The organism is Citrobacter sp. RHBSTW-00017, from assembly GCF_013797615.1.
GTDB lineage: Bacteria > Pseudomonadota > Gammaproteobacteria > Enterobacterales > Enterobacteriaceae > Citrobacter > Citrobacter braakii.
On record NZ_CP056899.1, the window covers coordinates 4,953,053 to 4,973,771 of the forward strand.

The window sequence follows — 20,719 nt, forward strand, 5'->3', positions numbered from 1 at the left end:
AAAAGCTGGGTATATATACAGAGTTCTGCTGGTGATTATATCAGCGAGGTCAGAGATGCCAACTGTGAAATTTCGATATGCGGCAGCAAACGGCTGTCTGCGGTTTGCATCAGGTCGGCATTTTCCGGTTTGATCCAGCAGGCCTGCATACCGCAACGGATGGCCCCCGCCACGTCTGTCGTCAGGTCATCGCCCACATGCAGAATCTCAGCCACGGGCATTTTCAGTTTATCTGCCGCCAGCGCGTACATGTCGCTGAACGGTTTTGATCGCCCGTCGGGACCGGCGCGCAGCACAAACTCAAAGTAATCGCCCAGGCCGAACAGTTCTGGCTGTGCGTTACCGTTGGTGATCGCCACCAGCGGCCATTTGCGGGCCAGCGCCTTCAGCGTGTCATGCGTCGCCTGCGGGACGTCAATGCGGCTACGCCATTTGGCGAAATTCATCATCGCCGCATTCGCCCCCATTCTGGCTTCTGCTTCTGACAATCCCGCCTCCAGCATAGCGCGCTCTACGGCGCGGTGACGCCATTGGGTAACGTCGTGGTAGATTTCCGGCTCGGCGTCGCGAACGGCCTGACGTAAGCGCTGTAGGTCGCTATTTTGCAGCGAATTCAACGCCGGATGGTAATTCTGTACAAACGCGAGCGCTTCCTGCTCGGTGCGTGTGATAACGGGACGGTTATCGTAAAGGGTGTCATCAAGGTCAAAGGTGAGCGCAGAAATGCGCCCCAGAGGCCGGTAAAAACGCATTATTTCCCCCGTTTGGCGCGTGGATGCGCCGCATCGTACACTGAAGCCAGGTGTTGAAAATCAAGATGGGTATAGATTTGGGTAGTGGAGAGATTAGCATGCCCCAATAACTCCTGTACCCCGCGCAGATCGCCGCTCGACTCCAGCATATGCGTCGCAAAAGAGTGGCGCAATTTGTGGGGATGTACGTGGCTATTCAGCCCCTGTTTGATCCCCCACTCCGCAAAGCGTTTTTGTACATTACGCGCAGAAATGCGTTTGCCCAGTTTTGACAGGAATAACGCATCGTCATCGCAGCCAAATAGCCCCCGCAGGTCCAGCCAGTGCTCAATCCACGCCACTGCATTGCGGCCAATTGGCAGGCGACGTTCTTTACTGCCCTTCCCCATCACCCATACTTCGCCGGTGTCGAGATCGAGATGTTTAATATCCAGCCCAACCAGTTCAGACAAACGCAGCCCTGCGCCGTACATCACTTCTAACATTGCCCGGTCGCGCACGGCGAGGGGATCGTTGAGGTCGATATCCAGCAGACGGTTAACATCGTCGACATCGATATTTTTAGGTAGATGACGCGGTGCTTTCGGTGCGGAAACACTTTTTGCCGGATTGGCTTTCAGCTCGCCCTGATTAACCAGCCAGTCAAAGAAACTGCGCAATGCGGAGAGACGCAGCGCCAGGCTCGCCGGCCCTAGCCCTTTACGACGGCTGCGCACGGCAAAACTGCGTACCATCGAAGCGTCACATTGTTGCCAGCTTTGCAGACCGGTCTCTCCGGCTAACGCAATGATGGCATCAAGCTGACGCTGATAATTCAGCAATGTGATCGGGCTAAGCTGGCGCTCAACGCCCAGATAGCGTAAAAAGCGCGCCACATCCTGAGAAAGGGGTGAATCGGTCATACGCGTTCAATCCAGCGCTCCAGCAGCTCCGGCAACATCAGCGAGATTTCCTGCAGTAATTGCGTACCTTGCCCCTGCTGGTAATGATTAACGTCGCGACTGCTGAACAGCATCACGCCCAGGGATCCATCTTGCCCCAACATCGACATCGCCACCGAGCCTATCGCTTTCGCTTCGGGCATCATGACCAGAAGTTCCGGGCCATTGAGCGGCCCAAGATAGTGCTGTGACTGGCCCAGACGCTGAATACGCAGCGGTTCAAAAGCCTGACGGCTTAATGCCAGATGAGTGAATTTTGATGGCGCACCAAGTCGCCAGCGATCCGGGAACAGACGAACCGTCGCCCCAGCCAGCCCTAACTCACGCGCCCAGCGATGAAATCGCATCAGCATGTCGTCAAGACTGCTGGCCGATACCAGCCGGGCTTGCAGATTTAACAGACGATAGAACAGGCTTTCATTGGCGTTGGCTTGTTCCATCAACAACGCCATATTCTCTTCCAGCACGTTAATATGATTACGTGCCCGCGCCATATGCCATTCCACTAAAGAGACCGTGCCCCGCACCGGGTGTGGAACACGCATCGCTTCAACTGCCTGGGCATTACGGATAAAAAACTCAGGATTACGTTGCAGGTAATCGACGACCGCCCGGTCGTCCAGCTCCATGAGCGTTTCCTGTAGTTCTTCCCCTGGTTGCTTCATAAGTGAATAAATCCGTCGTAGACATGTGCCGCCGGGCCAGTCATATACAGCGGATGACCCGGACCTTTCCAGGCGATATCAAGTCGACCGCCCGGTAATTCCACCCTCACTTCTTCTGCCAGCAGGCCCTGCTGGATACCAACCGCAACAGCGGCGCACGCACCGCTGCCGCAGGCCTGCGTTTCACCCGCGCCGCGCTCATAGACGCGCAGCCGGATATGCTCGCGCTTTACCACCTGCATAAATCCGATATTGGCGCGTTCAGGAAAGCGTTCGTGACTTTCCAGAACCGGCCCCAACGTTTCTACCGTGGCCGTATCAACATCATCAACCTGAATTACGCAGTGCGGGTTCCCCATTGAAACCACGCCGCACAATACTGTCTGTTCAGACACGCGCATAATATAGGTCTTCTCTGCTTTGTTGGCGCGAAACGGAACCTGCGCGGGTTCAAAATTGGGTTCACCCATATTCACCCGTACCAGCTCGTCGTCGGTTACGGTTAATACCATACGACCATTAGCGGTACTGACGCGAATATCACGCTTATTGGTCAGCCCTTTCAGGCGAACAAAGCGGGCAAAACAGCGGGCGCCATTGCCACACTGTGACACTTCACTACCGTCGGCATTAAAAATACGGTAGTGGAAATCCAGCTCCGGATCATACGGAGGTTCAACCACCAGCAGTTGATCAAATCCAACGCCGAGATGCCTGTCGGACAAGCGGCGGATCAGCTCTGGTGAGAAAAAGACATTCTGCGTTACCGCGTCGACGACCATAAAATCGTTGCCAAGGCCATGCATTTTAGAGAATTGCATCATTCACTCCGTTCACGCGGGTACAGAAATATACATCTATTCCTGCCGTCAGTAATTCACCTGGGAAGGCCCGTCACTAATCCCACGATCGTTTTTCTCTGGCGTGGTGGATTGCGATTGCGGCTGAACGCTCTTGGTCGGAGGCGGCGCGGTTTTATCTGCTGGCGGGAAATAGAGCGGGCCTTTTAGCCCACAGCCCGTCAGGCTGAACAGAGTAAAAATGACAGCGAGTGGCTTTAACACGTTTTTCATTATCGATTGCCTGTAAAGTTCATGCTTTCTGTTTTCTATCATCGCAGGAGAAGGCGTAAAAGCAAGAGTTAGCCTGTAATCTGCAACGCGTTTTGTTTCAGGTTATACTGCCGTCATCACGAAAAACAGGATAAGAAAATGAACGACAGTGAATTTCATCGCCTTGCTGACACCCTGTGGATGACCATTGAAGAGCGTCTGGATGACTGGGACGGCGACAGCGATATCGATTGTGAGATCAACGGCGGCGTGCTGACCATCAGCTTCGAAAACGGCAGCAAAATTATTATTAACCGTCAGGAGCCGCTGCATCAGGTGTGGCTGGCGACCAAACAGGGCGGCTACCACTTTGACCTGAAAGGCGACGAGTGGATCTGCGATCGTAGCGGCGAAACGTTCTGGGATCTGCTAGAACAGGCGGCAACACAGCAGGCGGGTGAAGAGGTGAGCTTCCGTTAAGTTTTATTGCCGGATACGCTTCGCTTATCCGGCATCATGCTCACGAGAAATACTGCTGCAACAGCGGAGTGTCGTTTTCCTGACTGACGGGCGGCACGGCGCTAATCGGCTGGGTACGGAACGGGATCACCTGCGCGCGCCCGTCGGTTTTCACAATCTGATAGAACTGCGGCAGGTTAAAGTTGATGAAGCTGGAGCCGTAGGTAAAGCGATCGTGCGACGACGAGTAGAAACGGCTGACATCGCGTACCAACTCCTCTTTGCTGCCTTCGCAGTGGTGATACACCTCAGCCCGATTACTCTCATCCAGAATGTAGATATTAAAGCCCTGCTCATCACCCGTTTCTTCGAAAAAGAACTGAATGATCCCTTCGCTGGCAAAACCGTCAACCACTGACGGAAGTTTCACATGATTGGTCTCAACCTGAACGGAAAGCCCGTGCAGTTTGTTATGTGAAATCGCGCCATAAAATTCAATCGCGTTTTCCAGCTTCTGTACCGAGACATTCAGGCGCTCGAAGAACAGACCCCACGTCTGACCAGAAACGCGCAGCGCTTTGAAGCGTCCGGTTTCCTGACGGGTACTGGAGAGGCGCAACTCGATGCACTCAGACACTAGTTGCTGCACGCGGGTGCGAATTAAACCGCGCAGATGCTGGCTATAGCAGAAGACCTCGACGCTATCCGGCGGCGCGGCATCCTGGTGCATTTTGCCGAGAATCGTTTTTAACGCTTCAATCATCGCCTGCTCACCGTTGAAGTGCAGCGTACGCACTTCATTCCACGAGTTGCGGTACAGCAGGTCGACGCTACCCACCAGGCAATTTTGTTCTTCACCAAAGCTGAAGACGTCCAGCTTACGGAAATCAAAATGTACCACCTGATTGCGAAATGCTGCCGTCGGGTCATATTCAAGGTTAACGATAATCGCCAGGTGGCGAATCTCGCACGGGCTATAGAGCGCCTTCGGCGTTGGCGCTGGCAATCGCAGCGGGAAGTGGTGCGACACGTCGGCGACCATTTCTTGCAGCTTCGGCAAATCAACAATGCCGTTGCCCTTAATAAATAAATGCGTACGCGAGGTCAGCAGGCCGTTGAACCAGGCCCACGCCACCAGTTTATTGAGGTAGCGGTTATATTCCAGCGGCTGATGGCTGATGATCGAGTCCATGTTAGGCGCGCGGTTATAGAGATACCAACCCGAACGGTTGGCACGGCCCGGCGGCACATGGATAAAGGTCAGATTCGGTTCCGAGAGATCCGGAGATATCTGCGGGTTCACCAGCGTTACTTTACCTGGCAATGCTTCAAACGCGGCATACAGCTTACGGGTCAGCACGCCGATATCCTGCGGGCTGGCGCTCACGCTGAGGTTATTTCGGCGGGCAAAACGGATCAGATTACGATAGCTCTGCATCATCGCATCGAGCAGTTCATTATGCGCTTCGCGTACCTGGTCAATCTTCCAGTTAGCGCGGTTATCCAGCATGGTCAGACGGGCGTCATCCCAGCCCCACTCTTTCACTAACTGACTTAATACTTCACGACGCCAGCCCACGCAGGCGCGCTCGCGGCTCAGTTTCTCACACACTTTTAAGTAGAAACATCGACGCACTAAATCCAGACGAGTCGGGTCTTCGATCGCCGTGAGGTACTCGGTAACGCGCTCCAGCATCATGCAGTAAGGGTCGAGACCAAAAGAGACGATCTCACCATCGTGCAGGCGCTGTTTAATATCTTTCGCCAACAGGCGTGGATTGGGGTATTCCCAGGAATAAGCTTCCAGCAGCAGCGTTTTCAATACCGCTTTGTACGGGGAGTCGATACTCTTGTACAACTGCCAGAGGCTGGCGCCAAAGTACTCTTCGGCGGAGAGCGAACTGAGTCCGCCGAGATCCAGCCATTCGTTTGGCGTTAACACACCCTGTGCGTAAAGCGTCATGACGTAATCGTCGTAATGCTCTTCTTCGTCGCCCGGCACCATATTCCACAGAATACGTTTACCCGCGAGACGCACAGCGGTGCGATAGAATTCATCAAGCAACAGGATATGCTGCGTCGAGCCACAGTCTTCACCACCCAAACTGCCGCTTTCATTGTGGCGGAAACGGTTTTCATCAATCAGGAAGAAGCTGACTTCCACGCCCAGCGAGGCGGCCCAGCTTTCCAGCAGGCTACATTTACGCTGCAGCAGCTGGCGCTCTTCGCTATCCAGCCAGGATTGATGGCAGACCCAAATATCAAGGTCAGAGGAACAGCTTTGCCCTACCGAAGAGGTGCTGCCCATTGAGTAAACGCCGGTGATAGGCAGTTCGCCCTTGGGAGGATCCTGCGGTGACATACCGCGGTACAGTTCCAGTTCGTTCAGGTAGTGGCGTTGGGTTTCATCAGGCGTGTAAAGGCATATGCCTTTGGGAACGTTACCATCAAGGTAACCCGGCATCAGCGGATGGTGGTAGTGCAATAATGTCGGCAGCAGACTGTATACCTGCTGGAAGGCAGGTCCCATGGCAGCAAGCGCGCGATCCACACGCAGTTGATTTATGGCATCCAGTCTCTGTTTCAGAGTCTCAATATAGAGGTACAAGACGTATCGCCTGATGTTGCTATCCGTCATGTTGTCGATTGCTGCGGCACAAGCGCTCACAATAATCGTCATCAATTCGGATAAACCGTATGTCAAAAATAACCGTTACCTGTTTTTTCGCCCATATTTTTTTATGCTGTACAGCCGAAAAAATGGTCTAAAACGTGATCAATTTAACACCTTGCTCATTGACCGTAAAGAAAGATGCGCTACATACAAGTGTAGCACCGTTCGTTACGTGTAAATTCCTTCATACGGTCGGGAGGTTTCTCGTCATTATTCACTGCCAGTGATGATGCAGCGCCTTTTCCTCTCACTCACGTTTGAGCGTAACGCTGACATCCCTTTGATAAGGATGTTAGGATGGTCAATGATTGATAATGACGGTAACAAGCATGTTAGACAATGTTTTGAGAATTGCCACACGCCAAAGCCCCCTTGCGCTCTGGCAGGCACATTATGTCAAAGACGCCTTAATGGCAAACCACCCCGGTCTGATCGTGGAACTGGTTCCGATGGTAACCCGTGGCGATGTGATCCTTGATACCCCGCTGGCGAAAGTCGGGGGGAAAGGGTTGTTTGTTAAAGAGCTGGAAGTCGCGCTGCTGGAAAAACGCGCCGATATCGCCGTGCATTCTATGAAGGATGTGCCGGTTGAATTCCCTGACGGTCTTGGACTGGTCACCATTTGCGAGCGAGAGGATCCGCGTGATGCTTTCGTCTCAAATAAGTACAACACGCTGGATGAACTCCCGGCAGGCAGTATCGTCGGGACATCCAGTTTGCGTCGCCAGTGCCAGTTGGCAAAGCGTCGCCCGGATCTCGTCATCCGTTCACTGCGCGGTAACGTAGGTACGCGTCTGAGCAAACTGGATAACGGCGATTATGACGCCATTATTCTGGCGGTCGCCGGATTAAAACGTTTAGGTCTTGAGTCGCGAGTCCGCACCGCTCTGCCGCCGGAAGTCTCCCTACCCGCTGTCGGGCAAGGCGCAGTTGGCATAGAATGTCGACTGGATGATATGCGCACTCAGGCGCTGTTAGCGCCGCTCAACCATGAAGAGACGGCGCTGCGCGTCAAAGCCGAACGCGCCATGAATACCCGCCTGGAAGGGGGATGTCAGGTCCCTATCGGCAGTTATGCAGAACTCATTAACGGTGAGATTTGGCTGCGGGCGCTGGTCGGCGCGCCTGACGGTTCGCAGATGGTATGCGGAGAACGTCGCGGCGCCGCGCAGGATGCTGAACAGATGGGCATCTCTCTGGCTGAAGAGCTGCTGGAGAACGGCGCGCGCGTCATTCTGGCTGAAGTTTACAACGGAGAAGCCCCCGCATGAGTATTCTGGTCACCCGCCCGTCTCCCGCAGGGGAAGAGTTAGTGAGCCGTCTGCGCACACTGGGGCAGGTGGCCTGGAGCTTTCCGCTCATCGAGTTTTCACCCGGTCGGGAACTGGCAACGCTTGCTTCCCGACTGTCGGCGCTGACGGAAAACGATCTGGTCTTCGCCCTCTCGCAGCACGCCGTCACCTTTGCAGATGCCGAGCTTCAGCAACAAGGGAAAAGCTGGCCCTCCCTTCCGCGTTATTTTGCCATTGGTCGCACAACGGCGCTGGCGCTGCATACCGTTAGCGGTTTCAATATTCACTACCCTCTGGATCGGGAAATTAGCGAAGTCTTGCTACAATTACCTGAATTACAAAATATTGCGGGAAAACGCGCGCTTATATTACGCGGCAATGGTGGCCGTGAGCTGATAGGTGAAACCCTGACAGCACGCGGAGCTGATGTCGATTTTTGTGAATGTTATCAACGCAGTGCAAAATATTACGATGGTGCAGAAGAAGCGATGCGCTGGCAATCTCGTGGTGTGACCACGGTGGTTGTCACCAGCGGAGAGATGCTACAACAGCTCTGGTCGCTCATTCCGCAGTGGTATCGTGAGCACTGGTTACTACGCTGTCGGCTGCTGGTCGTCAGTGAGCGTCTGGCGCACCTCGCCCGGGAACTGGGCTGGCAAGATATTAAGGTCGCTGATAACGCCGACAACGATGCGCTACTACGCGCATTACAATAACTCTCATAATGGGATGCCATAATGACGGAACAAGAAAAATCCTCCACCGTGGTTGAAGAGACCAGGGAGGCCGTGGAAACCACGTCACAGCCAGTCAATACTGAAAAAAAGAGTAAGAACAGCACTGCGCTGATTCTGAGCGCTGTGGCGATTGCTATTGCGCTGGCTGCAGGCGTTGGGCTGTACGGTTGGGGGAAACAGCAGGCAACAACGCAGACAGCAACCAGCGATGCGCTGGCGAACCAGCTTACAGCGTTGCAAAAAGCGCAAGAAAGCCAAAAAGCTGAGCTGGAAGACATTATTAAACAGCAGACAACGCAGCTGGATGAAGCCGCTCGCCAGCAAGCCGCGCTGGTCAAACAGCTTGACGAAGTCCAGCAAAAAGTCGCCACTATCTCCGGCAGCGATGCCGGGACGTGGCTGCTGGCGCAGGCTGATTTCTTGGTGAAACTGGCCGGTCGCAAATTATGGAGCGATCAGGACGTTACTACCGCTGCGGCGCTGCTGAAAAGCGCTGACGCCAGTCTGGCGGATATGAATGACCCAAGCCTGATTACCGCCCGTCGCGCGATTACCGACGATATCGCGAGCCTCTCTGCGGTGACTCAGGTCGACTATGACGGCATTATCCTGAAAGTGAATCAGCTCTCTAACCAGATTGATAACCTGCGTCTGGCCGACAACGACACCGACGATTCGCCGATGGATTCCGACAGCAGCGAGCTTTCCAGCTCGATCAGCGAATGGCGCGTCAATCTGCAAAAAAGCTGGCAGAACTTTATGGACAGCTTTATCACCGTTCGCCGTCGTGATGAAACCTCCGTCCCGCTGCTGGCACCGAACCAGGACGTTTACTTACGTGAAAATATCCGTTCTCGCCTGTTAGTGGCCGCCCAGGCCGTGCCGCGTCATCAGGAGGAAACATATCGCCAGGCGCTGGAAAACGTCTCCACCTGGGTGCGCGCCTACTACGACACCGACGATGCAGCCACCAAAGCTTTCCTTGAAGAGGTAGACCAACTGAGCCAACAAAGCATCAGCATGGACGTACCGGAAACGCTGCAGAGCCAGGCGCTTCTCGACAAGCTCATGCAGACCCGCGTACGTAATTTACTGGCACAGCCTGCCACAGCGCCGGTTGCAGCAGCTCCTGCGCCTTCAGCTGAAACTCCGGCAACTGCGCCGCAAGGAGAATAATGATGCTAAAAGTATTATTGCTCTTTGTGCTGTTAATCGCCGGGATCGTTGTCGGTCCAATGATTGCCGGTCATCAGGGCTACGTACTGATCCAGACGGATAATTACAATATCGAAACCAGCGTGACGGGTCTGGTGATCATTCTGATCGTCGCAATGGTCGTCCTGTTTGCGATTGAATGGCTGCTGCGCCGAATTTTCCGCACTGGCGCGCATACCCGCGGATGGTTTGTCGGTCGGAAGCGTCGTCGCGCCCGTAAGCAGACGGAGCAGGCGCTGCTCAAGCTGGCAGAAGGCGATTATCAGCAGGTTGAAAAGCTGATGTCGAAAAACGCCGATCATGCAGAACAGCCGGTAGTGAATTACCTGCTGGCGGCAGAAGCTGCTCAACAGCGCGGTGACGAAGCTCGTGCCAACCAACACCTTGAGCGTGCTGCCGAACTGGCCGGAAATGATACGATCCCGGTAGAAATCACTCGCGTTCGCCTGCAGCTGGCGCGTAATGAAAATCACGCCGCACGCCACAGCGTAGATAAACTGCTGGAAGTGACGCCACGTCATCCGGAAGTGCTGCGTCTGGCTGAACAGGCCTACATTCGTACCGGTGCATGGAGTTCGTTACTGGATATCATTCCATCCATGGCAAAAGCGCACGTGGGTGATGACGAGCACCGCGCGATGCTGGAACAACAGGCATGGGTTGGTCTGATGGATCAGGTTCGCGCCGATCAAGGCAGCGAGGGGCTACGTGCATGGTGGAAAAACCAGAACCGTAAAACCCGTCACCAGGTTGCCCTGCAGGTGGCAATGGCTGAACATCTGATTGAGTGTGACGATCACGATACGGCGCAGCAGGTCATCATTGATGGTCTTAAACGCCAGTATGACGACCGCCTGGTGCTGCCGATCCCGCGTCTGAAAACCAACAACCCGGAACAGATAGAAAAAGTGTTGCGCCAGCAGATTAAAGCCGTCGGCGATCGCCCATTACTGTGGAGCACGCTGGGCCAGTCGCTAATGAAGCACGGCGAATGGCAGGAAGCCACGTTCGCCTTCCGTGCCGCTCTTAAACAGCGTCCAGATGCCTATGACTACGCCTGGCTTGCTGACGCGCTGGACAGACTGCATCAGCCGGAAGAAGCCGCCACCATGCGTCGTGATGGCCTGATGTTGACGCTGCAGAACAACAATCCCCCGCAGTAATTCCTTCTTGCCCGGTGACGCTTCGCTTACCGGGCCTACCGTTATTTCATATACACCAAATCATTCGAGATGCTTCGAGGCGACTTGAAGGATGAGGTGTATATGCATAAAAAAACGCCCGCTCTTTTGGAGCAGGCGTTAAACAGGTCTGTATGACAACATAAATGGGTGCTTCACTCAACGTTATGTCCATGGTGTTTGATGAGGCCAGAGCGACATCTGTCTGTGGACGATAAGCACCGTAAACGGCTCTGCATCATTCCTGAGTTTATGAGGCCAGATGGCGAACATAAGAGATGGAATGAGCATCTACCCGTATATTATTGCACAAGGCATGCCACGATTGCACTGCAAAAACAATGGAACCGGACTTTTTAAGACATCAGGAAATTCGGGGAAATAAAGGCTGAGAAGGGAAAATTAGAAAACAAAAAACCCCGCCGAAGCGGGGTTCAAAATTGGTCGGCGAGAGAGGATTCGAACCTCCGACCCACTGGTCCCAAACCAGTTGCGCTACCAAGCTGCGCTACTCGCCGTTTTACTGCTTTTTGAATTTTTAGTTCAATTCTTTAAGTCGTGGTGCGAGGGGGGGGACTCGAACCCCCACATCCTAAGGACACTAACACCTGAAGCTAGCGCGTCTACCAATTCCGCCACCTTCGCATTTCACAACTTTAAATTAATGGGGTGGCTAATGGGATTCGAACCCACGACAACTGGAATCACAATCCAGGGCTCTACCAACTGAGCTATAGCCACCACTGCAAATCTTTTACGCGGTATTAAAACCACCGCAGCTCCGGCACCTTACTAAATGGTGCGCCCGACAGGATTCGAACCTGAGACCTCTGCCTCCGGAGGGCAGCGCTCTATCCAGCTGAGCTACGGGCGCTTAGCGCCGTTGCGGGGCTGGATATTACGGAGGTCTCGGTCTGCTGTCTAGTGCTTTTTTAAAATAAATTATCGTTTGGTCATGGTTTGTGCGTTTTGTCGCTTATTCCTGCAATTTTTGGGCTGTGCCATGACGATTCAGGCCAAAAACCTTATAAATGAGCGTCACGGCCAGTAAGAAGATAATGCCAACAAACAGCGACATTCGGGTATCTTCATTAAAGTACATGCCGATTAATACGCAAATCAGGAACGCCATCGTCAAATAGTTCGCCCACGGGAACAGAATCGAGCGGAAAGGATGACTGGCGATCGCCGCTTTATGCGCCTGACGGAAACGTATCTGGCTTATCAGAATAACAAACCACGGCACCATCCCCGGCAGCACGCTGGCGCTATAGACATAAACGAACACACGCTGCGGGTTGGGAATGATGTAGTTCAGGCACGAACCAACCAGCAGGATCGCGATAGAAATAGCCACGCCGGCAACCGGCACGCCCTGGCGCGAAACTTTTCCAACAGCGGCAGGTAGCTGGCGATTCTTTGCCAGCGCGTAAAGCATACGCCCACAGCTGTACATCCCACTGTTACAGCCCGACAGCGCCGCCGTCAGGACCACAAAGTTAATAATCCCTGCCGCGGCGGTAATACCAATCTTGGCAAAGGTGAGAACAAACGGGCTACCGTTACTGCCAATCTCATTCCACGGGAAAATAGTGACGATAACAAAAATCGCACCGACGTAGAAAATCAGAATACGCCACAGCACTTTCCCTACTGCACTACGCAGCGTGACCTGCGGATTCTTCGCTTCACCCGCAGTAATGCCGATCAGCTCCACGCCCTGGTAAGAAGCCACGACAATACACAATGCCGTCAGGAAGCCCTTCCAACCACCAGCAAAGAAGCCGCCGTGCTCAGTCAGGTTGCCAAAGCCGATCGCCTGACCGCCATTGCCAAAACCGAAGAAAATCACCCCTAATCCAATGACGATCATCACAATGATGGTGGTCACTTTAATCATGGCAAACCAGAACTCAATTTCACCATACAGACGAACCGCGGCGAGATTTGCCAACGCAACCAGTCCGACAGCAATCAGTGCGGGTATCCATTGTGCCATTTCCGGGAACCAGAACTGGACGTACACCCCGATGGCGGTAATCTCCGATATCCCCACCGCCATCCACATAAACCAGTATGACCAGGCGGTGAGATAACCAAAGAAGGGGCTCATATAACGATGGGCGTAAACAGCAAATGAACCGGCAACCGGCTCGAGGAATAACATCTCCCCCATAGAACGCATAATGAAAAAGACGAACAGCCCGGCGACAATGTATGCCAGCAGAACCGAAGGTCCCGCCCATTTCAGGGTACTAGCGGCCCCCATAAATAGCCCGACGCCAATTGTCCCCCCAAGGGCAATTAATTCGATGTGACGAGCCTCCAGCCCACGCTGTAGCTCAGGTTTGTTCTCGGCCATAAATCCTCTTGTTGTGTTTGCATACTGTCCGGTATTACCGGTTCTCGTTATGGGTACATCTTGTTATGCCATAACAGGCCATACGGCACCGACCGCTTAACGGTTGGCGTCAAAAACACCACGGCACTGCAATGATTGTTGCGAATGGTTTCCTAAAATCGCTTAAATGGCAATTAAAGCATTCAAAAAATAAATAGATTGTGCGAGAAAGCAGCGATTATGTTGTGAATAAGTAGCGTAATTAGCAGATCACGCTACTTATCAAAGGAGGGAGGGCGTCAGAGATTGCCGGTATAGTGCCAGCGGAGATAGCGTAATAAGCGAAGTTGACGAGTGATACGGCTTGGCTGCGACAATAAGCGATACAGCCACTCCAGCCCCAGACTCTGCCAGATTCGCGGCGCACGCTTAACGTGACCGGTAAAGACGTCGTAGGTACCACCGACGCCCATATACAGCGCTTCAGGGTGAATCTTCCGGCAGTCACGCATAAAGATCTCTTGTTTCGGCGAGCCCATCGCCACCGTTACAATCTGCGCACCGCTGGCGTGGATACGTTCAAACAACGCCTGACGCTGATCCGGGGTAAAATAACCGTCCTGACTGCCTACAATGTTCACGCGCCACTGGGCACGCAGTTTGGCTTCCGTTTGCGCCAGAACTTCAGGCTTGCCACCAATCAGGAAGACTGGCGTTCCTTCCTGCCCGGCTCGCGCCATAAGCGCTTCCCAAAGATCAGCCCCTGCCACGCGTGAAACCTGCGCCTGCGGGAATTTTTTGCGCACTGAGCGCACCACGCTAATCCCATCCGCATATTTGAAGTCAGCGGCGTTGATCAGATCCCGCACTTCAGGGTTATCTTCTGCCGTCAGCATCTTCTCAGCGTTGATTGCCACCAGCGTTCCTGACCTGAGATGTCCCTCGGCAAACAGGTAATTTAGCGCATGCTGCATATCGCGCCAGCCAATCAATTGTAGCCCGCGCAGCGAGTAGAGTGGCGCAGTTGTGTTATCTGTCATTACGATCCTTCAATCTGTGTCCGGGGCAGCGATTTGATTCGTTTATGGATGAGTCCCGCACTATCGAATAGCCAAAACAGCAGTTTTGCCACCAGCAGACACACGCCGAAAATCACGAGGAAAAAGACCACTCGCGAGACAAACGAATCCAGCCCTTCACGTGCCAACACGATCATATTGAAAATAGCGCCAAAACAGAAACTGTGCAGAATCGCCGCCTTGTAGCGATTGGTTTCGCGGTTGCCTAACTCATACAGCCAGTCAAACCACTTGATGATGAGTCCAACGACAATCGCGCCTAACGGGATAAACAGCGCCCCGCCCATCACCACCAGTGAACCAATTAACGTCGGCGAAATCGCCAGACCTGAGTGGTTGTTCAACACTTCCCAGGTAAAGTAGTTCGCTGAGTTGAGGACGATACTCGGCCGCCCAGGCCACAGCCAGGAGGGGATAAAGACGTAGAAGTCACGGACAATCGGCGCCAGCCCCTGAAACTCAATATTGTGGTAATTTTGCAGCAACAGCGCCAGATTCTCCCACGGCGAGAAGGTGTCGCGCGTGAGGTACAGGAAAGTATAAAACGCCTCGTCGCCGCTAACGTTCATCCCATAGCGCTTCAGCGCCAACCAGAACATCCCGACGATACCCAGCACGCCCGCGGCGGCCAGCATCCACAGCGAAATCCAGCCGCGAATGATGCCGATAAACAAGAAGATGGCAAACGCAATGATGATATTGGCGCGCGTCCCGCCAACAATCATATAGGTCAGCAAACCAAACGCGACGGTACTCACCAGGAAGAATAACCACGCTTTGCTGTCCTGACGCAGGAAATAGACCACCAGCATTGCCGGAATGAAGAAGTAGAAGAAACGCTTCAGAGCGACCCCAGAGACTTCACTGGAAAAAATTTGGCTGTAGGATTGCAGTCTGAACAGCAGGAATCCGTTGTGCATAAAGAAGACGCCCACGCTCACCAATGCAATCGCCATCAGGATAACCCAGGTCAAATGCGCTTCAACGCGATTGATGGTAAATAGCGGCCTGCGTGGCTTATCCTCGACTCGCTTGCGAAGGCGGGTTTTATACGTCACGTAGTAGACGGCATAGAAACAGGCGGCTGACAGCAAGGCCTGCAGCAGGATCTCCGGCGGAGCAACTGCCACATCAAAACGGAACACCAGTATGCTAGTCAACGGGAATCCGAAGAAGAACGTCAGCAAAAACAGCAGTGAGAAGAAAACATTGAAGTTAAAACGCACGCGGCGGAATTCAAACCAGGTCAGCGTGGCGATAAACAAGGTGGAGAGCAGCCATACCACCAGCAAACCGCTAAATTGCATCAGGCTCATATGGTTTCTCCTGAAGCAATGCGCAGCGCGTTGTGCCACGGCTGCAGATAATTCGGGCTAAAGAAGGTGATTGTATTTTTATCTACCGATGCCAACTGGCGCTGCGCTTCGCGTACGACGCCTTCATTGAGCTCATCAGTGGTAAATAACACCGGGAGATTCTGTTCCACCATATCCTGCCAGAAGGGATTTTCACGGTTGAGCACGCACGGGATACCGGCCTGAATCAGTAAACACAGGGTACCGATCCCCTGCTGACGGGCAAAAATAAAGTAACCCAAATCACACTGACGTAATAATGTCAGATAGGCATCAAATTCCAGCTTTTCACTTAAAATTTGCAGATTCTCAGCGCTAAACAATGCCAGGCCGGCCTGACGAACCTCGTCGATATAAGCCGCATTATCGGCGGGGTACCCCATCGGTACAATCACATTCACCGTGTCGCCGAACTGCTGATGGACGGCGCGTAGCGCGGCAATATGCTCATTGCTGCGATCGCCAGAGTTGCCAACCAGCACCGTCATCTTGCCGCTGCGCTGACACGCGTTGCTCATATTATTGAGCGAGGGATCCATCCGCGTTGGGAAATAGAGCAACTCGCCACGCACGCGCGGATGCTGTTCAGCGAAATAGCTCAAATCACCCCGCGTGGCAAATACGCAGCCCACGCGGTTCTGCGCCATACGGCGAATGGGGTAAAACAGGCGAAATTTCAGTCCACTGGAGACTTCATATAAATCCGCGCCCCAGATATGCCAGTAAAACTGCTCCGGTTTAATTCCCCCGCTCAGCAGCGCTAACCACAGGCTGGTGTTGAACTGACCGTGGAAGAAAAAACGCTGTTGGCGATCCGCTTTTGCTTTCGCGATAACCGCTTCAGCCAGCGCCTTTTTCCCACCATAGAAGCTTAGCGATAACGCCGGGCAGTTCTCTCTGAATCCGGCATCCTGACCTGCAACCATAAACGTGCGCGCGTGCTCGCTCATCGCGGCCAGCGAGTCGTTGAAAAACCGCAGCACGGTTTGGTTATGGTGAGGGATATCCGATCCCAGAACGTGAATCAGTACAGTCATACCCGCCTACGCCAGAGTAAAAACACGCCACAACAAAGAGAAAAATAGACAATGTACGTTGCCATGTAAGCCTGTGCCGCGCCCAGCGCACCATGTGCAGGGATCAGCCAATGTGCAAACGCCGTCAATAACATGAACTGGCTAATTTCTGCCAAGATATAAAACCGCAGCGACGCTTTCGCGATCACCAGATAACCGAAAACATAGGCGCCGACTTTCAGCACATCACCGACCAGTTGCCAGGCGAACAGGTCGCGCATGGCGGTGAATTTAGCGGAGAAAAGCAGCCAGATAGCAAAATCGCGCAGTAGCCAGACGGTAAAGCTTGCGGCAGCAACCGCCGGCAGCACGAATTTCAACGACTTGATCACTTCGCGTGTAATGTCGCGCTTTTCAGTCAAACGCGACAACGTCGGCAGCAAGTAAACGCTGAATGAGGCGGTGATAAATTGCAGATAAGCATCGGAGATACTGCTCACCCCCTGCCAGATCCCCACATCATCCCAGCTGTACTGCGCCGCCAACAGGTTTCGCATCATCACGTATGCCACTGGCAGCGTTACGGAGGTAATCAGCGCCATCAGCGTAAACTTGCTTAACTGCCCTGCCAGACCGTTATCCCACGAGGGTTTCAGGTAATGCAGGGGGATAGTCCCACGCTTAATCAGCATTATAGCGGCAGGGATTACGACCAGCGCAGGTACCAGCGCCAGGCCCAGCAAGGCGCCTTCATACCCTCCCAGGCGATAACAGCCATAATAAGCCGCTACACCCACCAGGCTCCCCACAATCAACGACAGCGCGTTACCCGCCGCATCGCGGAAGCCCTTCATCAGCGCCAGCAGCAGGTTCGCCCAGGCAATGCCCATCTGCACCAGCGCAACCAGTCGAACCAGCCCCTGATAATAAGTATGACCAAATAATCCCTGACTGATAGGTGCGGCCGCCAGCAAAAAAATCACCGCCATCAGCGTAGAGAATCCCAGCACCATCGCGGAAGATGTACCGACCACCTTACGGAGCCGGGCCGGATCGTCATGATGCTGCGCAACGTATTTCGTGACGCCATTGAAAATGCCGGCCCCCGCCAACACGCCAAGCACAGTGACCATCTGGCGGAAGTTACCCGCCTGCCCCACGCCTGCCGGTCCAAACGACACCGCCAGCAACTTCACAACCAGCAAACCTGCACCAATTTTTACCAGCGTACTGGCCGCCGTCCATAAGGACGCTTTTGCAAGCGACATATCAGGCGAAGTAGTTGAGTAAGGTCGTAATGACTGTTCGCTGGTTCACCGGCGACAGATTGTAGAACAGCGGTAAACGCAGCAGGCGTTCGCTCTCTTTGGTTGTGTAACGATCAACACCGGCAAACACGCCGAATTTATCGCCAGCCGGGCAATCATGCAGCGGGATATAGTGGAACACCGCCATAATTTCAGCTTCTTTCAGGAAGTTAATCAACGCCGTGCGATCGTCGATATCGCGCAGCTTGATGTAAAACATATGGGCATTCTGTACGCAACCCTCCGGTATCGAAGGCAGCTCAATACGCCCGGCACGCGCCAGCGGTTCCAGGGCATCGTAATACTTTTGCCACAGCGCCAGACGCTGCTGGTTAATACGATCAGCCGCTTCCAACTGCGCCCACAGATAAGCCGCCTGCAGATCGGACATCAAATAACTGGAACCGATATCACGCCAGGTATACTTATCTACCTGGCCGCGGAAAAACTGACTACGGTTAGTCCCTTTTTCACGGATGATTTCTGCACGCTCGACTAATTTTTTATCATTAATCAGCGTCGCTCCACCTTCCCCGCCTGCGGTATAGTTTTTGGTCTCATGGAAGCTAAAGCAGCCGATGTGACCAATCGTACCCAGCGCACGCCCCTTGTAGGTCGACATGACGCCCTGGGCGGCATCTTCCACCACATACAGGTTATGTTTAGTGGCCAGCCCCATGATGGTATCCATTTCGCAGGCCACGCCCGCGTAATGTACCGGCACAATAGCGCGGGTTTTATCGGTGATCGCCGCTTCAATCAGCGTTTCGTCAATGTTCATGGTATCCGGGCGAATATCAACAAAGACGATTTTCGCGCCGCGCAACACGAAGGCATTGGCCGTAGAGACAAACGTGTAGCTCGGCATAATGACTTCATCGCCAGGCTGGATGTCCAGCAGCAATGCCGCCATCTCAAGCGATGCGGTGCAGGAGGGCGTCAGCAGCACTTTCTCACTGCCAAAATGCTGCTCCAGCCACTGCTGACAGCGACGGGTAAAGCCACCGTCACCACACAGTTTGCCGCTATTCATCGCAGACTGCATGTAATCGAGTTCAGTTCCCACCACCGGCGGTGCATTAAATGGAATCATCGTGTCACCTGTATAACCAATACGCGGTGCTTTCCACATTCGCACCACTGTGTATATAACGTTTAAGCGCGGCGGTGTTGCCCATTTGGGTCGCCACGCGCAATGTTGTTTTACCGCGGGCCTGTGCCCAACAAAGCGCGGCCTGCATCAGTTCTGCACCCGCACCACGCCCGGCCAGCAGGCCAATTCTCGCTTCGGTCGCATTCAGTTCACGCAGCGAGACATAGCCACGAATCTCACCAGTCGGTTTACGAAAAACGAGGCACTGATGATCAAACGTCCCCAGCACCGCGTTTTCAATCCACTGTGCGTAGAAACGCGCGCTGGCATCTTCGGCATACCACGGGGCGCGAAAACGACTTTGCGCAAATGCCTTTCCTGCCAGATGGCGTAATACCGGGATATCCGTAGGTTGCGCGACCTGCGCACCGGGGTCGCCGCTGGCACACGTCACCGGCAGTACAAAATCGACTTCACCTTCTACCAGTGAGAAACCCAAATGCTGCAGAGCATCTAATTCATGGCTATTTGCGGCAAGTATTTTTGCTTGTACACGCGACCAGGGCAGCAACGCATCCGCAGTTAGAACCGGCGCGCGTTGGTCAAAACGGACAATGGCGCTATTCACGCCAAAGAACGTATTTTCCCAGCTAAGCGGCTCAATACTGGCGCGGACGAGCACGGAGCAGCTCCAGCAGGTATTGACCATAACCCGTTTTGGCCAGTGAACTGGCGGCACGCTTCACGCCTTCGTCATCCAGCCAACCGTTACGCCAGGCGATTTCTTCCAGACAGGCTATTTTAAAGCCCTGGCGTTTCTCCACCGTCTGCACAAAAGTGCTCGCTTCGATCAAACTGTCATGCGTACCGGTATCCAGCCAGGCAAAGCCACGCCCAAGCAATTCAACCGTCAGATGTCCGTCATCAAGATACATCTGGTTGATAGACGTAATCTCCAGCTCCCCACGCTCAGAAGGTTTCACGCGTTTCGCGTATTCCACCACTTTGCTGTCATAAAAATAGAGCCCTGTCACCGCCCAATTAGATTTCGGCGCTTTCGGCTTCTCTTCCAGAGAGACTGCGCGAAAATTATCATCAAACTCAACAACACCAAAACGTTCAGGGTCCATGACCTGATAGCCAAACACCGTCGCGCCTTGCGTTCTGGCGGCCACATGACGCAGTTTTGGACTGAATCCTTGACCAAAGAAGATGTTGTCCCCTAACACCAGGCACGATGGTTCACCGTTAAGAAACGTTTCACCGATAATAAAAGCCTGCGCTAATCCATCCGGGCTCGGTTGCTCAGCATAGTGCAGTTCAATGCCGAACTCAGATCCATCGCCCAGCAAACGCTGGAAATAGCCTTTATCTTCCGGAGTGGTGATAATCAGGATTTCGCGAATTCCCGCCAGCATCAGTACCGATAGCGGGTAGTAAATCATCGGCTTATCGTAAATGGGCAATAGTTGCTTCGATACGCCCCGCGTAATGGGATACAGGCGAGTACCTGAGCCACCCGCCAGAATGATACCTTTCATGCGTTGTCTCCTCCGCAAA

Annotated in this window: 19 protein-coding genes and 4 tRNA genes; 5 read left to right on the forward strand and 18 right to left on the reverse strand. The window is 53.6% G+C overall.

Translation table 11 applies throughout. From position 1 onward, the window contains the following. Nucleotides 1-35: 35 nt before the first annotated feature. Genes yigB through HV037_RS23870 form a run of 5 tightly spaced genes read right to left on the reverse strand, consistent with a single transcriptional unit; the run spans nt 36 to nt 3,431 of the window. A complete protein-coding gene (yigB, locus tag HV037_RS23850) occupies nt 36-752 on the reverse strand; it encodes a 5-amino-6-(5-phospho-D-ribitylamino)uracil phosphatase YigB (RefSeq protein ID WP_016155129.1) in 717 nt (238 codons plus the stop codon). Then, the gene (xerC, locus tag HV037_RS23855) at nt 752-1,654 is read right to left on the reverse strand and encodes a tyrosine recombinase XerC (RefSeq protein ID WP_049040600.1); all 903 of its coding nucleotides are present in this window, start codon (nt 1,652-1,654) and stop codon (nt 752-754) included. The genes yigB and xerC overlap by 1 nt, the downstream gene beginning before the upstream one ends. Beyond that, nucleotides 1,651-2,358, reverse strand: a complete 708-nt coding sequence (locus HV037_RS23860; RefSeq protein WP_103284402.1) for a DUF484 domain-containing protein — start codon at nt 2,356-2,358, stop codon at nt 1,651-1,653. Before HV037_RS23860 ends, xerC begins: the two co-directional genes overlap by 4 nt. Then, nucleotides 2,355-3,179: a diaminopimelate epimerase gene (dapF, locus tag HV037_RS23865; RefSeq protein ID WP_080860390.1), complete on the reverse strand. Its 825-nt coding sequence runs from the start codon at nt 3,177-3,179 to the stop codon at nt 2,355-2,357. Before dapF ends, HV037_RS23860 begins: the two co-directional genes overlap by 4 nt. A gap of 48 nt (nt 3,180-3,227) precedes the next feature. Next, nucleotides 3,228-3,431: a lipoprotein gene (locus HV037_RS23870; RefSeq protein WP_003017937.1), complete on the reverse strand. Its 204-nt coding sequence runs from the start codon at nt 3,429-3,431 to the stop codon at nt 3,228-3,230. Between the two features lie 138 nt (nt 3,432-3,569). Between HV037_RS23870 and cyaY the strand changes: the two genes are divergently transcribed. Beyond that, a complete protein-coding gene (gene cyaY / locus HV037_RS23875) occupies nt 3,570-3,890 on the forward strand; it encodes an iron donor protein CyaY (protein ID WP_003828967.1) in 321 nt (106 codons plus the stop codon). 40 nt (nt 3,891-3,930) lie between these two features. On the opposite strand, the gene cyaA is transcribed toward cyaY, so the two are convergent. Beyond that, nucleotides 3,931-6,477 carry a class I adenylate cyclase gene (cyaA, locus tag HV037_RS23880; protein WP_019078435.1) on the reverse strand — a complete coding sequence of 849 codons (2,547 nt, stop codon included), beginning with the start codon at nt 6,475-6,477 and terminating at the stop codon, nt 3,931-3,933. Nucleotides 6,478-6,872: 395 nt separating this feature from the next. On the opposite strand from cyaA, the gene hemC reads away from it, so the two are divergent. The 4 genes from hemC to hemY are packed head-to-tail and all read left to right on the forward strand — an operon-like array spanning nt 6,873 to nt 10,950. After that, nucleotides 6,873-7,814, forward strand: a complete 942-nt coding sequence (hemC, locus tag HV037_RS23885) for a hydroxymethylbilane synthase (protein ID WP_049040601.1) — start codon at nt 6,873-6,875, stop codon at nt 7,812-7,814. Further along, nucleotides 7,811-8,551, forward strand: coding sequence for a uroporphyrinogen-III synthase (gene hemD, locus HV037_RS23890; protein ID WP_016155122.1), 741 nt, complete (start codon nt 7,811-7,813; stop codon nt 8,549-8,551). The genes hemC and hemD overlap by 4 nt, the downstream gene beginning before the upstream one ends. A 21-nt stretch (nt 8,552-8,572) precedes the next feature. Continuing rightward, on the forward strand, nt 8,573-9,748 hold the full coding sequence (gene hemX, locus HV037_RS23895; RefSeq protein ID WP_103284404.1) for a uroporphyrinogen-III C-methyltransferase: 1,176 nt from the start codon (nt 8,573-8,575) through the stop codon (nt 9,746-9,748). 2 nt (nt 9,749-9,750) lie between these two features. Beyond that, entirely contained in the window at nt 9,751-10,950 is a 1,200-nt protein-coding gene (hemY, locus tag HV037_RS23900) for a protoheme IX biogenesis protein HemY (RefSeq protein WP_016155120.1), read from the forward strand. A gap of 459 nt (nt 10,951-11,409) precedes the next feature. Here hemY and HV037_RS23905 read toward each other — a convergent pair. From HV037_RS23905 to rfbA, 12 genes are all read right to left on the reverse strand, one after another. After that, a tRNA-Pro gene (locus HV037_RS23905) sits at nt 11,410-11,486 on the reverse strand. 41 nt (nt 11,487-11,527) lie between these two features. After that, nucleotides 11,528-11,613 (reverse strand) — tRNA-Leu (locus HV037_RS23910). Between the two features lie 20 nt (nt 11,614-11,633). After that, nucleotides 11,634-11,709, reverse strand: a tRNA-His gene (locus HV037_RS23915). A gap of 56 nt (nt 11,710-11,765) precedes the next feature. Further along, nucleotides 11,766-11,842: transfer RNA gene (locus HV037_RS23920), tRNA-Arg, on the reverse strand. A 102-nt stretch (nt 11,843-11,944) separates the two neighbouring features. After that, complete coding sequence (locus HV037_RS23925; protein WP_016155119.1) at nt 11,945-13,330, reverse strand: amino acid permease; 1,386 nt, start codon at nt 13,328-13,330, stop codon at nt 11,945-11,947. Between the two features lie 278 nt (nt 13,331-13,608). After that, nucleotides 13,609-14,349, reverse strand: a complete 741-nt coding sequence (wecG, locus tag HV037_RS23930) for a lipopolysaccharide N-acetylmannosaminouronosyltransferase (protein WP_049043212.1) — start codon at nt 14,347-14,349, stop codon at nt 13,609-13,611. Next, on the reverse strand, nt 14,349-15,704 hold the full coding sequence (gene wzyE, locus HV037_RS23935) for an ECA oligosaccharide polymerase (RefSeq protein ID WP_016155117.1): 1,356 nt from the start codon (nt 15,702-15,704) through the stop codon (nt 14,349-14,351). Before wzyE ends, wecG begins: the two co-directional genes overlap by 1 nt. Next, entirely contained in the window at nt 15,701-16,780 is a 1,080-nt protein-coding gene (locus tag HV037_RS23940; RefSeq protein WP_103284405.1) for a TDP-N-acetylfucosamine:lipid II N-acetylfucosaminyltransferase, read from the reverse strand. Before HV037_RS23940 ends, wzyE begins: the two co-directional genes overlap by 4 nt. Then, entirely contained in the window at nt 16,777-18,027 is a 1,251-nt protein-coding gene (gene wzxE, locus HV037_RS23945; RefSeq protein WP_103284406.1) for a lipid III flippase WzxE, read from the reverse strand. Before wzxE ends, HV037_RS23940 begins: the two co-directional genes overlap by 4 nt. A 1-nt stretch (nt 18,028) precedes the next feature. Continuing rightward, on the reverse strand, nt 18,029-19,159 hold the full coding sequence (gene rffA, locus HV037_RS23950) for a dTDP-4-amino-4,6-dideoxygalactose transaminase (RefSeq protein ID WP_016155114.1): 1,131 nt from the start codon (nt 19,157-19,159) through the stop codon (nt 18,029-18,031). A 4-nt stretch (nt 19,160-19,163) separates the two neighbouring features. After that, entirely contained in the window at nt 19,164-19,841 is a 678-nt protein-coding gene (rffC, locus tag HV037_RS23955) for a dTDP-4-amino-4,6-dideoxy-D-galactose acyltransferase (RefSeq protein ID WP_019078444.1), read from the reverse strand. Further along, nucleotides 19,819-20,700 carry a glucose-1-phosphate thymidylyltransferase RfbA gene (gene rfbA, locus HV037_RS23960; RefSeq protein WP_016155112.1) on the reverse strand — a complete coding sequence of 294 codons (882 nt, stop codon included), beginning with the start codon at nt 20,698-20,700 and terminating at the stop codon, nt 19,819-19,821. Before rfbA ends, rffC begins: the two co-directional genes overlap by 23 nt. Nucleotides 20,701-20,719: the final 19 nt, after the last annotated feature.

What these genes read in the sequence shown, in the direction of transcription:
- rffA (WP_016155114.1), bottom strand. Translation starts at nt 19,159, where the DNA reads ATGATTCCATTTAATGCACCGCCGGTGGTGGGAACTGAACTCGATTAC.
- hemY (WP_016155120.1), top strand. Translation starts at nt 9,751, where the DNA reads ATGCTAAAAGTATTATTGCTCTTTGTGCTGTTAATCGCCGGGATCGTT.
- yigB (WP_016155129.1), bottom strand. Translation starts at nt 752, where the DNA reads ATGCGTTTTTACCGGCCTCTGGGGCGCATTTCTGCGCTCACCTTTGAC.
- wecG (WP_049043212.1), bottom strand. Translation starts at nt 14,349, where the DNA reads ATGACAGATAACACAACTGCGCCACTCTACTCGCTGCGCGGGCTACAA.
- hemD (WP_016155122.1), top strand. Translation starts at nt 7,811, where the DNA reads ATGAGTATTCTGGTCACCCGCCCGTCTCCCGCAGGGGAAGAGTTAGTG.
- hemX (WP_103284404.1), top strand. Translation starts at nt 8,573, where the DNA reads ATGACGGAACAAGAAAAATCCTCCACCGTGGTTGAAGAGACCAGGGAG.
- rfbA (WP_016155112.1), bottom strand. Translation starts at nt 20,700, where the DNA reads ATGAAAGGTATCATTCTGGCGGGTGGCTCAGGTACTCGCCTGTATCCC.
- HV037_RS23860 (WP_103284402.1), bottom strand. Translation starts at nt 2,358, where the DNA reads ATGAAGCAACCAGGGGAAGAACTACAGGAAACGCTCATGGAGCTGGAC.
- hemC (WP_049040601.1), top strand. Translation starts at nt 6,873, where the DNA reads ATGTTAGACAATGTTTTGAGAATTGCCACACGCCAAAGCCCCCTTGCG.
- HV037_RS23870 (WP_003017937.1), bottom strand. Translation starts at nt 3,431, where the DNA reads ATGAAAAACGTGTTAAAGCCACTCGCTGTCATTTTTACTCTGTTCAGC.
- wzxE (WP_103284406.1), bottom strand. Translation starts at nt 18,027, where the DNA reads ATGTCGCTTGCAAAAGCGTCCTTATGGACGGCGGCCAGTACGCTGGTA.
- wzyE (WP_016155117.1), bottom strand. Translation starts at nt 15,704, where the DNA reads ATGAGCCTGATGCAATTTAGCGGTTTGCTGGTGGTATGGCTGCTCTCC.
- cyaY (WP_003828967.1), top strand. Translation starts at nt 3,570, where the DNA reads ATGAACGACAGTGAATTTCATCGCCTTGCTGACACCCTGTGGATGACC.
- dapF (WP_080860390.1), bottom strand. Translation starts at nt 3,179, where the DNA reads ATGCAATTCTCTAAAATGCATGGCCTTGGCAACGATTTTATGGTCGTC.
- HV037_RS23940 (WP_103284405.1), bottom strand. Translation starts at nt 16,780, where the DNA reads ATGACTGTACTGATTCACGTTCTGGGATCGGATATCCCTCACCATAAC.
- xerC (WP_049040600.1), bottom strand. Translation starts at nt 1,654, where the DNA reads ATGACCGATTCACCCCTTTCTCAGGATGTGGCGCGCTTTTTACGCTAT.
- HV037_RS23925 (WP_016155119.1), bottom strand. Translation starts at nt 13,330, where the DNA reads ATGGCCGAGAACAAACCTGAGCTACAGCGTGGGCTGGAGGCTCGTCAC.